The organism is Streptomyces sp. rh34 (assembly GCF_002551245.1).
GTDB lineage: Bacteria > Actinomycetota > Actinomycetes > Streptomycetales > Streptomycetaceae > Streptomyces.
Map to the genome: position 1 here is coordinate 1 of NZ_NTGZ01000236.1, position 11,279 is coordinate 11,279.

At 70.7% G+C, this 11,279-nt stretch carries 13 protein-coding genes; 7 read left to right on the plus strand and 6 right to left on the minus strand.

Features of this window, described 5'->3' with window-relative positions:
* From CR470_RS30070 to CR470_RS30095, 6 genes are all read right to left on the minus strand, one after another.
* Positions 1-677: TerD family protein (locus CR470_RS30070; RefSeq protein WP_143663905.1), on the minus strand; the 677-nt coding region annotated here is incomplete at its 3' end.
* A 125-nt stretch (positions 678-802) separates the two neighbouring features.
* Positions 803-2,338 (minus strand): SulP family inorganic anion transporter, encoded by a 1,536-nt coding sequence (locus tag CR470_RS30075; protein WP_097870646.1) that lies wholly within the window; start codon positions 2,336-2,338, stop codon positions 803-805.
* Positions 2,339-2,419: 81 nt separating this feature from the next.
* Entirely contained in the window at positions 2,420-3,019 is a 600-nt protein-coding gene (locus CR470_RS30080; RefSeq protein ID WP_097870647.1) for a carbonic anhydrase, read from the minus strand.
* A gap of 366 nt (positions 3,020-3,385) precedes the next feature.
* Complete coding sequence (locus CR470_RS30085; RefSeq protein WP_179892417.1) at positions 3,386-4,045, minus strand: response regulator transcription factor; 660 nt, start codon at positions 4,043-4,045, stop codon at positions 3,386-3,388.
* On the minus strand, positions 3,975-5,474 hold the full coding sequence (locus tag CR470_RS30090) for a sensor histidine kinase (RefSeq protein ID WP_097870649.1): 1,500 nt from the start codon (positions 5,472-5,474) through the stop codon (positions 3,975-3,977). Before CR470_RS30090 ends, CR470_RS30085 begins: the two co-directional genes overlap by 71 nt.
* The gene (locus CR470_RS30095) at positions 5,474-5,872 is read right to left on the minus strand and encodes a hypothetical protein (RefSeq protein WP_097870650.1); all 399 of its coding nucleotides are present in this window, start codon (positions 5,870-5,872) and stop codon (positions 5,474-5,476) included. The genes CR470_RS30090 and CR470_RS30095 overlap by 1 nt, the downstream gene beginning before the upstream one ends.
* 458 nt (positions 5,873-6,330) lie before the next feature.
* Here CR470_RS30095 and CR470_RS39810 point away from each other — a divergent pair, with 458 nt between their 5' ends.
* From CR470_RS39810 to CR470_RS30125, 7 genes are all read left to right on the plus strand, one after another.
* Positions 6,331-6,486, plus strand: coding sequence for a hypothetical protein (locus CR470_RS39810; RefSeq protein ID WP_179892418.1), 156 nt, complete (start codon positions 6,331-6,333; stop codon positions 6,484-6,486).
* 132 nt (positions 6,487-6,618) lie between these two features.
* Positions 6,619-7,860: a hypothetical protein gene (locus CR470_RS30100; RefSeq protein WP_097870651.1), complete on the plus strand. Its 1,242-nt coding sequence runs from the start codon at positions 6,619-6,621 to the stop codon at positions 7,858-7,860.
* Positions 7,861-7,895: 35 nt separating this feature from the next.
* Positions 7,896-8,411 carry a hypothetical protein gene (locus CR470_RS30105; protein ID WP_097870652.1) on the plus strand — a complete coding sequence of 172 codons (516 nt, stop codon included), beginning with the start codon at positions 7,896-7,898 and terminating at the stop codon, positions 8,409-8,411.
* The gene (locus CR470_RS40820; RefSeq protein ID WP_257138961.1) at positions 8,404-8,682 is read left to right on the plus strand and encodes a hypothetical protein; all 279 of its coding nucleotides are present in this window, start codon (positions 8,404-8,406) and stop codon (positions 8,680-8,682) included. Before CR470_RS30105 ends, CR470_RS40820 begins: the two co-directional genes overlap by 8 nt.
* Before the next feature lie 707 nt (positions 8,683-9,389).
* Positions 9,390-9,872: a DUF6643 family protein gene (locus CR470_RS30115; protein ID WP_097870653.1), complete on the plus strand. Its 483-nt coding sequence runs from the start codon at positions 9,390-9,392 to the stop codon at positions 9,870-9,872.
* A 129-nt stretch (positions 9,873-10,001) separates the two neighbouring features.
* A complete protein-coding gene (locus tag CR470_RS30120) occupies positions 10,002-10,838 on the plus strand; it encodes an MOSC domain-containing protein (RefSeq protein ID WP_097870654.1) in 837 nt (278 codons plus the stop codon).
* 36 nt (positions 10,839-10,874) lie between these two features.
* On the plus strand, positions 10,875-11,279 hold a 405-nt coding region (locus CR470_RS30125; protein WP_441350785.1), incomplete at its 3' end, for an Rv1733c family protein.

Here is an 11,279-nt window from a genome sequence, read left to right on the forward strand (position 1 = left end):
CTTGCCAGCCCGCTCAGAGATGTGTATAAGAGACAGACCGGTGTGGGGGCCGGGGCGGCGGGACGGGGTTGCGACGGAGTGCCAGGGGTGCCAGGGGTAGCTGGTGACTGTGGGGCGGGCGGGGCGGGCGAGGCCTGCTGCGGTTCGTCCACGGAGATGCCGAAGTCCGTCGCCAGGCCTTCGAGGCCGGTGCTGTAGCCCTGGCCGACCGCGCGGAACTTCCAGGCGCCCTGTCGCAGGTACAGCTCGCCGAGGATGAAGGCGGTCTCGACCGTGGCGTCCGTACTGTCGAAGCGGGCCAGCTCCGCCCCGCTCACCGCGTCGGTGACCCGCACGTACAGTCCGCTCACCCGGCCGAAGCTCCCGCCGTCCGCCGAGGCGGCGACAACGATGCGCTCGATCCCGGGCTCGACCTTGCCGAAGTCGACGACGAGGGTGTCGGTGACGTGGTCGGGAGCGGTCCGCTTGCCCTCGTGCCTGACCGCACCGGACGCGTGGGCCGGCTGGTTGTAGAAGACGAAGTCCGCGTCGCTGCGGACCTTGCCCGCCACCAGCAGGAGAGCGGAGGCGTCGACGTCCGGGGCGCCCGCCGCGGCGTGCCGGCCCAGTTCGACGCGCACCGTGCCGGCCGGCACCGCGACGTTGCTTCCCTTTTGCATGGTCATGCTCGCCCCCATCACGAATCAGGCTGCCCGCAGGCTTTCCCCCCACAACCTAACGGCCTGTGGCGGGAAAGCCTGCGGGCACCGGGACCGTGGCGGACGGGGGCGTGTCCGGCGGACCAGGGTCCCGGCGGTCCGCGCTAGCGGCCCTCGGTGCGCGGAGGGCCTTCACCGTCCGGAGCGGCGCCCGCGAGGGCGGCCTCGCGCGGTGTGTCGTCCGTCGCCGGGTCGGGGCCCTGGACGGCGCCGCTGTGTGTGCTCCACGCCTCCAGGGCGGTGCGGCAGGCGTGGTCCACGTGGCGGAGCCGTGAGAGGTCGAGCTCAACCGGCCGGTCCTTCGGCAGGGCCTCCAGGGTGTCGAGGATCAGCGGCAGGCGCAGGAAGGTGGCACTGCCGCTGAGGGAGACCGTGGTGCGGTCGTCCTGCTCGTCGATGTCGAGGCGGACGGCGGAGGTCTCCCAGGCCGTCTTGATCACGGCCAGCCCGATGCCGAGCAGCACGCCCATGAACATGTCCGTGAGGACGATCGCCAGCGCGGTCACCACCAGGACCACGGCCTCGCCCCGGTGTTCACGCCAGAGCGGGCGGATGGTCGCGACGGGGATGAGCTTCGCGCCGGCGTGGACGAGGATCCCGGCGAGGGCGGCCACGGGGATCAGGCCGAGCAGCGCGGGGAACAGGGCCGCGAACAGCAGCAGCCACACTCCGTGCAGGATCCGGGAGGCCTTGGTGCGCGCACCTGCCTGCACGTTGGCGGCACTGCGCACGATGACGGCGGTCATGGGCAGCGCGCCGACGAGGCCGCAGATGGTGTTGCCCGTCCCCTGGGCGATGAGTTCCTTGTTGTAGTGCGTGCGCGGGCCGTCGTGCATCCGGTCCACGGCGGCGGCGCTGAAGAGGGATTCGGCCGAGGCGATGAGCGTGAAAGCGAGGATGACGCCCAGGAGACTGACGTCTGCCAGGAGACCGAAGTCGTCCAGGCCCGTCAGCCGCAGGGAGTCGATCAGACCCTGGACCTCGATGGGAGCGACGGGCAGGTCGAACAGGGCCACCGCGGCGGTGGCCAGCCCCACGGCCACCAGCGGCCCGGGAAGCACCTGCGGCAGGCGTCCCGGGAGCCGCTTCCAGAGGATCAGTACGACGATGGTGCCGACGCCGATCGCGGTGGAGGAGATCGCCGTGGCTCCCGTGATCCGCGTGAACAGCTCCGGCAGCCCGGCCAGGTTGTCGAGACCGTTCCCCGGGGCACTGGCCCCGGCCATGGCGTAGAGCTGACTTCCGATCAGGACGAGACCGATCCCGGCGAGCATGCCGTGGACGACGGCGGTCGATATGGCGCGGAACCACCGGCCGAAGCCGATCAGGCCGAGCCCGACCTGGAGGAGTCCCGTGCACAGGACGAGGACGCCGAGCGCCGCGACGCCGTGGGTGGTGACGGCCTCGTACACCAGGACGGTGAGCCCGGCGGCCGGGCCGCTGACCTGGAGCGAGCTGCCCGGCATCGCGCCGGCGATCAGACCGCCGACGATGCCGGTGACCAGGCCCAGTTCGGCGGGGACACCGGAGGCGACCGCGATACCGACGCACAGGGGAACGGCGACGAGGAACACCACGATCGAGGCGAGGATGTCGCGGGACATGGCGTCCGGGCGTAACCGGAGTTGTGGAGACGACATGAGAGCTTCAGCTCCTAGAGGAGTGGGGGGAGACAGTGGGTGGCGGCGGGGGCAGCCCGCGTACTCACCGGTGGGTCGCTGTCACAGGGAGGAGAAGGTTCCGGTGGAGAGCCGGTGGGTCTGCACGGCGCCGGTGTGGACCTCGTAGTACCAGGCGTGCAGGCCGAGCCGGCCCTCGCGGACGGCCCGGCTCACGCACGGGTAGTCGCGCAGCGCGTCCAGTTGCGCCACCACATGGCGCTGTACCGGCTTTTCGCAGTCGGGGCCGAACTCGTCGGGATCCTGAGGACCGCCCGCTGGGGCGCATCTGCCGAGCCAGCCGCGTACCGCCGGCAGGGTCCGCAGATCATCGCCCCGTGCCAGGGCCCCGACGGCGCCGCAGTGGGAGTGCCCGCAGAGGATGATGTCGGACACCTCCAGCACGCTGACGGCGTACTCGATCGTCGCCATCTCGCTCGTGGGCGCGTCCGGATCGTAGGGCGGGACGATGTTGCCGGCCGTGCGCATCTCGAACAGTTCGCCGGGGCCGGAGTCGGTCAGCAGGGTGGGGACCACCCGGGAGTCGGAGCAGGTGATGAACATGGCGGAGGGCCGCTGGCCGTCCTCGAAGCTCTGGAGATCACGGCCCACTCCGCCACAGCGGGAACGGAAGGTGCGGGCGTGGTCGATGAGTCGTCGCACAGGAGTGTCCTCCATACGGAAGTGGCGTGGGGCTCGTCACGCGGGGCGGGCTCTCACCCCGCCCACAACCGGGCCTTCGTGGCACACGGGTGGCCGGGTACCACGGGGGATCAGGTGCGGGTGTTCGCGCCGCAGGGGCAGGCGGGGGGTCGCCTCGGTGCCTGCTGTCGGTGTGGCGACGGCGCCCTGTTCCCGGGCGGGGCCGCTGTGACCGTCTGCGCCGCTCACGGGCCTCGCGTCACCGATGACCCGTAAGGAGGAGTCTCGGGGCGGGCGATGAGCTGGCGGTGAGACAGCGGTGAGACCGTTCTCATCGGGTACGGCGGTGGGCGTCCGCCGCCGGGCGAAGGCGTCCCGACCCGGTGGTCAGGCCCGGAGCCGGTAGCCGACGCCCCGCACGGTCTGGACCCGGTCGGCGCCGATCTTGCGCCGCAGATAGCGGATGTAGACGTCGACGATGTTCGAACCGGGGTCGTAGTCGAACCCCCATACCTGGCTCAGCAGTTGTTCCCGGGACAGCACCCGGTCGGGGTTGCGCATGAGGATCTCGGCGAGGGCGAACTCCCGGGCGGACAGGTCGGAGACCCGCTCGCCCACCTGGGCCCGGCGGGTGCGGAGGTCGAGGATCAGATCGCCGACCCGCAGCAGGAAGTTCTCCGGCGGCTCCTCACGGCGCAGACGCAGTCGTACGCGGGCCAGTAACTCGTCGAAGGCGAAGGGTTTGACCATGTAGTCGTCTGCGCCGCTCTCCAGTCCGGCCACGATGTCGCTCACGCTGTCGCGTGCGGTGAGGATGACGACGGGCAGGGGGATGCGCGCCTTCCGCAGCTTGCGCAGCACCGTCAGCCCGTCGTCGCCGGGCAGGCCGAGGTCGAGGATCAGGAGGTCGAAGTCCCGGCCGCGGGCGTGCTCGTAGGCGGAGACACCGTCGGCGACGATCCGGGTGACGTACCCGCTACGGCGCAGGCCTTTTTCGACGAAGGCGGCGATTCTTTCCTCGTCCTCGGCTATCAAGATCCTGCTCACCATAGGTTCCTTCCGTCGTGGGGTGCAGTGCGGGAAGGTCGATGACGAATCTCGCGCCGCCCTCGGGGGCCTCCTCGACGCGGGCGACGCCGTCGTGTGCCTGGGCGATCTCGCGGACCAGCGCCAGGCCGAGCCCGATGCCGGGAGCGGCCCGGCCGGGGACCGCGGTGCCCCCCTGATAGAAGCACTGGAAGATCCGTTCGCGGTCCTCCGGGGCCACGCCGGGCCCGGTGTCCGACACCCACAGCAGCGCTCGGCCGCGCCACAGGCGTGACCCTATCTCGATGGTGTCCCCGTCCCCGGTGTGGCTGACCGCGTTGGCCGCGAACTGCATCAGCGCCTGGGTGACCCGCTGTTCGTCCAGGTGCACGCTGACGTCGGCGACCTCGGCCACCGTCCAGCGCCTGCGCCCCAGCGCCTGGGCCTTGGCCGCCGTGTCGACCACCAGGTCGGTCAGACTGGTCTGGCCGAGGGTGAGGAAGTCGGGGCGCTCGGCCCGGGCCAGGAGCAGCAGGTCCTCCACGATCCGCCGCATCCGGTCCAGTTCGTCGAAGAGCAGGGCGCGGGTCTGGCCGCGCCGGCTGTCGGGGTCCTCGTCCATCAGCTCCAGATGTCCGCGCAGGACCGTGATGGGGGTCCGCAGTTCGTGCGCCACCTCGTCCAGGAACTGGCGTTGCGCGGTGAAGGCGCCCGACAGGCGGTCGAGCATGTGGTTGAACGTCTCGGCCAGTTCCGCCACGTCGTCGTTGCCCCGCACCGGCAGCCGCTGGGTCAGGTCCGTCTCGCTTATCCGCTCGGCCGTCTGCCTGACCAGCCGGATCGGAGCCAGAACCCGGCCCGCGACCAGCCAGCTCGCCAGTCCCGCCACCACCAGGGCGAAGCTTCCCGAGGCCAGCAGCAGCCGCGCCATGTGGCGCTCCTGCCGCAGTTCCCGGTCCCGGAAGGCCACCAGGACGAGCCGGGTGTCGGTGTGGTCGCCCGCCATCTGTACCGGGACGACACCGTAGCGGACCTTGCCGGCCGTGGTGTCCAGCCATCGAATACGGGTGTCGGCCGTCCGCGCCATCAGGGCCACGACCTCCGGGTCCCGGTCCAGACGGGCCGGGACCGGGCCCGGGCTGCGACGGTCCGCCCGTCCGTTCACGACGCTGAAGAAGGCGGCGTTGTGCTCGGGCCGGTGGACCGCCATGAACGCCGTCAGCAGCGAGGCGCCCGTGGTGAAACGCTCACCGCTGTACGGGTCGCGCGAGGTGCGGGCGAAAGCGCGTAGCTTGTCGGCATCGGACAGCAGTTGCGCGTCGACCTGCCGGTCCAGCTCCTCCTGCCAGACGATCGTGATCCCGAAGGTGGGTACGGCCAGGGCAGCACTGAGAAGCAGGAGCATCCAGCCGACGATCCGGGACCGGGCGCTGGTCGAGCGCCTGAGCATCAGTCGTCCCACTCGTCGCCCGCATCCCTCCGATAGTCACGTGACGCCTCCTCGTCCTCGTCCTCTTCCTCGTGCTCATCCTCTTCGTCGCCCACGTCGCCCACGTCGCCCACGTCGCCCACGTCGCCCCTGGGAACGCGTGAGGCCTTCTCGTCGTCACCGGTGACCCGTGACACTCCGCCAACCCCGCCGCCGGAGACGCCAGGGGCGTCGGCGTTGTTGTCGTCGGACTCGGGCGGCGGCGGGGGCGGCACGGGCCGGCCGCCCGAGCAGGTGCCGGACGGGCTGGGCGGAGCGGGGGACGGTGTCGCAGTCACTGCGGGGCGGCCGGGTACGGGCGGGGTGGTGGCCGAGGGGGTGGGGCCGTGCAGGAACGGCACGACGACCACGGGCCCCATGGAGGGCGGCACATTCTGCCCGGGCCACATCGATACGACCAATAACACCAGTGCCCCTGCTCCACATCCTGCCAATACCGACCACCCACGCCACAGCATCGGACCAGTCTGCCTTCGCGGGGGCCCGGGAACAGACATGAGGAGAGCATTCTCATCTTCGGGGCCCGCTGCCGCGTCCGTCACCGGACCGACGCCTCCCGAACGGGCCGGGCCACCCGCTTCCATCAGGGGCTCTGCGGATGACGCGGTCGTGTGCGCGAGCCGGCGCCGACGCGCCGCACGTGGACCGGAATCACGCCAAACCGGGCCCACCGGGACTGCTTCTCATGGCTCGGCATTACTGTTCATTGACAGTTACTCAACCTCCCTTTTACATTCAGCGGGCAGGTCGAGGAGAAATCCAACCCCCCGTCGTCCTGCCTCAGGGAGTACCTTCCGCACTATCACCGGAGGACCTCATGGAACACCTGATCAAGAAGATGGCCCAGGACCACGTCTGGCAGAATTGGCTGGCCGCCAACTCGGCCCAGCAGGCCGCAAAGAACGGGTGTATCAGCTCCGCACCCAAGAGCGGATGCATCAGCGCCGCACCGAAGGCGGGCTGTATCTCCTGATCGGCCGCAGGGGCGCCGGGGAGAAGCGCTGCGAAAGCGTCCTCCCCCACCGCAGCATGTTCCCGGGCGCCCCGATCCCGACTCCCTCATAGCCCACATTTCTTCAGCTACGCGAAACATGAGAAGGAATTAATGAAGGGCCAGCCGACCAGCGAAGTCATCGAGCATATTCGCGACATACCGATCTATCAGGAGTCCCTGGCGAAGGGCCACTTCCCCCTGCTCGACAAGCCTGAGATCGCCCGCGGGTTCCCCGACAACTGGATGACGCCCCGGCTGGCGGCGGCGCTGGAGACCGGCGAGGCGGAGTTCGTCCTGTCCACCGGCACCAACCACGCCCGGATGCAGATCATCCGGCCTCCGTACTTCCTGCTCCGCTCCTACTACGAGTTGTGGCGGAACCACCCCGACATCGGCGGGACATGGGAGTCGGGCTGCCGCCGCGTCTCCCTGACCACGGTGCTCGCGACGGAGCACGTGGCCCGGGTCAACGCCGCCCGACGCGGCGTGGAGCCCGAGGCGACTCCCACCCTGGCCGACCGCTGGCTGGACGAGCGCACCTGCTACGTCAACCTGCGGCTGGACCCGGCGCGGTGGGACCGCGAGGACGTGGTGCGGATGCTGCGCGAGATCGACCGGGCGCGGAGCACGCACCCGCGGGGCCAGTACCACCTCGACTGCTCCGGCTACCACTTGGCGCACCTGGTACGGAAGGCGGAGGCCTGGGGCCTGCTGGACGCGTTCCCCGCGCCGGCCAGCATCATCCACGCCTACGAGTACACCCCGAGGAACGTCCGCCGGTTCCTGCGCCGGCACTTCGCCTGCCCGGTCATCGACCTGTTCGGCAGCACAGAGTTGGGCTACCTCTACTACAGCGACCGGGAGGGCCGGTACTGGCCGCACCTGGCCGGGATGAGTGTCGAGCTCCTGCCGGTGGCCGCCGGAAGCACGATCCACCAGCTCATCGTCACCAGTGTGCGCAATCCCTGCATGCCGCTCGTCCGCTACCGGTCGGGCGACTGTGTGCGCACCCTGGACGGCTCACCGGACCCCGCGGCGATCACCCAGTTCTGCGGCCGCCAGAAGGAATTGCTGAGCACACCGAACGGCCCGGTCGCCCAGGGCGACCTCGACCGGCATATCGCGAACGCTTCCCCCCGGATCTTCCTGCACCAACTCCGCCTCCGCGGCGACGCCGAGGCCACCCTGCTGTACACGACGTTCACCGGCGAACCTCTCGAAGCCGCGGAGGCCGCCGCGTTGCGAGAGGGCGTCGGCGAACTGACCGGACGGCACTGCCGGATCGAACACCGCACCCGAATCCCCATCGGCCGCTCCGGCAAGTACACCTGGCTTGCCACCGACGGCACCTGACGCACCATCACCTTTCCCTCGGAAATCGGAGTGCCATGACCACCGGACAGACACGCTCCGCCGACGACCTGAAGCGTCTTCTCGGGGACGCGCTGCACACCGAGGTGATGCGGCATTTCTGTGACAAGGCGCCGGACATCCCTCAGGACTTCGTGGGGCGCCAGGTCACCGAATGCCTGCGGTACCTCTATCTCGTCTCCCGGTACCGCGACCGGCTCAGTGGGCTTTTCCTTCCGGTCGAACAGGACATCGACGAGATATGGCACTACCTCATCCTGCAGACCCGCGAATACCGCGTGCTGTGCGAAGAGCGACTTCCCGGGCGTTTCTTCATCCACCATCGCAGCATCGCCTACGCGGACTACCAGGAGGAGCCGGGGCGCGAACAGGCGCTGGAAGAGGCATTGCGCTGGATCCCCTTGTACTGCCGGGAATTCGGGCCGTTCGACGAAGGCGCGCTGCCGCACTGGACCGTGGTGCGGTTCCTTCATGAGCAGATGGGAATTTCCCTCACGGACATCGCTGATCTGAAACCCGTGGCCGTTGCCTGAGCAGAACTCTCTTCGCTCGTACGAGGAGCGGAATCTCTCCCTTGTCGACGCCCCCACCCTGGGGGCGGTCGTCAGGCCCCTGCTGGTGACGCCGGCCGGCGAGGCCGCACACGCCTGGGGCGTGCCGCCTCTCGCCGGGCCCTTCGTGCCGGCGGCCGCGGCGTTCGCCGCCACCGCGGTCGTCCTCACCTGCCTGCTGCGGCCCGATCCGCTCCGGCTCGCCCGGGCGCCGGCCACCCCGGCTGCGGGCGCGGGCACCGGCGTGGAGTGACGCGGGTACGGACGGGCCTCGCGCCGGGGCAGCGGCGCCCACCGGACGTCACCACGTCGCGGTCGGCACCACCGTGACGATCCTGACCCAGGTCGTGATGATCGGGATCATGACGATGACACCGGTGCACATGCTGGCGCACAGTCATACCGCCCAGGCCGCGGGGCTCATGATCTCCCTGCACGTCGGGGCGATGTTCTGCCCTCCCCGCTCACCGGGCTGCTCGTCGACCGGATCGGCAGACGATGGGTCGCCTGCGCCTCCGGGCCTCTGCTGACGGCGGCAGGGGTCCTGGCCGCCCTGTTGGTCCTTCCGGTGGTGGCCGGCCGGCCCCCGCGCCGGGCACCGCGCACGGCCGGTCCCACCGGGCAGCACGGGTGAGAGCCATGCCGAAAGCCGTACGAGGACGGAGGCGGGGCCGGGGGAAGGCAGGGCCTTTCGGGCCGGCGGACGATCTCCGCGACGTCGAACCGTGCGCATCGCCCTTTGGCCAAACGCTATTCGCTTGCCTCCCGGATGCGTCGACGGCGTTCCCTTCACGGTCGGGAGCGCGGGCCGAAGCCATCGCCCACCAGCGGAAAGGTCCCTGCTGTTAACGAAAGCTTTAACGATGCTTTGGCGGGCCGGGCGCACAGAACCCGCGTAAAACGGATTACCCAAAGATTGGGGCTCCCCATACAGCACATCGTGGGCTTAACTTAGGTGGCATGACGTCCCCCCGCTCCACCTTCGGCGGCGGCTACTACGCCGCGTCGTTCCCCGACACTCCGATCTACGACTCCTTGGTCGCGGAGCGGGGAACCCCTCAGATCGCCCCCATCCGGGTGCCGGCCGCCTATGACACCGGCAACAGCTACCTGCCGGCCCTGCCGTCGGCGCTGCCCGCCCTGCCCGCGGCACCGTCGCAGCAGACCGGTTACGGCTACCCGCAGCAGCAGCCGATGCCGCAGTACCAGCAGGCTCCGGCGCAGCACGCGCCGACGCAGCACGCCCAGCTGCAGCACGCGCCCGCGCCGTACATCCCGCAGCAGCCGGCGGGGGTCCGCGGCTACCCGCAGCAGCCCCAGCCGCCGCGCCCCGCGCCCGCCACCGGGTACGAGTCGATGCGCCCGGCCTCGCCGCGGCCCGCGCCGGCGCAGTCGCCGTACGAGGACCCGTACAACCGGCCGTACCAGAGCCGGGGGTACTGAACCGCGACTCCGTGCGAGGAGGTGCGCCGGGGGACGCACCGGGCATCAGGCGCATCCCGGGCACAGGGGTGCCGCTGACGCCCGATAGCCGCGCGTACGGGGTCCGGGGGGTGCTGGCAGGATGGGCGCATGAGCTTTCCCGTGCTCCGTTCCGCCCACGTCTATCCGGTCAAGTCGCTTGCCGCCCGCGCCTGCGACACGGTCGCCGTCGAGCCATGGGGACTCGCCGGCGACCGCCGCTGGATGCTGGTAGACAAGGCGTCCAAGGCAGTCACACAGCGTCAACAACCGTCCATGGCGCGGATCGCGGCCGAGCCGCTGCCGGACGGCGGCGTGCTCCTGTCCGCGCCGGGCTTTCCTCCCCGGCGCGTCGAGGGGCCGGGGTCCGGGCGCCTGCTCACCGTGGAGCTGCACCGGGACACCGTGGTGGTGGAGGAGGCGCCGGGCGACGTCCATGACTGGCTGAGCGCGGTCCTCGGTACGGAGGTCCGGCTCGTGCATCTCGACGCGCCGTCGCACCGCCGGCCCGTCGACCCGCTCTTCGCCCGGCCCGGGGACATGGTCTCCCTCGCCGACGGCTTCCCGCTGCTGGTGACCACCACGTCGTCGCTCGACGCGCTCAACACCCTGATCGCCGCGGGCGACCGGCCCGCGGAGGGCCCGCTGCCGATGGACCGCTTCCGGCCCAATGTGGTGATCGGGGAGACCGAGGCGTGGGCGGAGGACGGCTGGCGGCGGATCGCGATCGGCGAGGTCGCCTTCACGGTGGCCAAGCCCTGCGGCCGCTGCGTGATCACGACGACCGACCAGCGCACCGCCGAGCGGGGCAGGGAACCGCTGCTCACGCTGGCCCGCCACCGCCGGTTGGGCAAGCAGTTGGTCTTCGGCCAGAATCTGATCCCGGAGGGAACGGGAGTGATAAGAGTCGGGGACCCCGTCCGGATCCTCGACCCGCTGGACCGATAGACCGACGCAACGACAGAACGGGCAGGGGGCGCGGGCGTGTGGGTGCTGTGGGCGCTGCTGCGCGGACGGGGCAGTCCGCTGCGCCGCGCCACCGACCGCCGCGAGGCCTGGGTGGCGCTCGGAGCGCTGGTGCTCCTCGTGGTCGGTGCCCCGGCCGCGGGCTGGGCGGGCGGGACGGTCGCCGACGCCGCCCTCCAGCGGTCGGTGCGGGCCCAGCACGAGGAACGTCACCCCGTCGACGCGGTCGTGGTGGGTCCGGCGGGGCGGGAACGGTTCGCCAGTGAGCCCGGGGGCAGCGTCGAACGGGCCGCGCGCACCTGGGTGGTGGCGTCCTGGCAGGCCCCGGACGGCAGTCCACGCACCGGAAAGGTGGCCACCGCGTCGCGGCCGGGCGGCCCGGGCTCCCCGGTGCGGATCTGGACCTGTCTCTTATACACATCT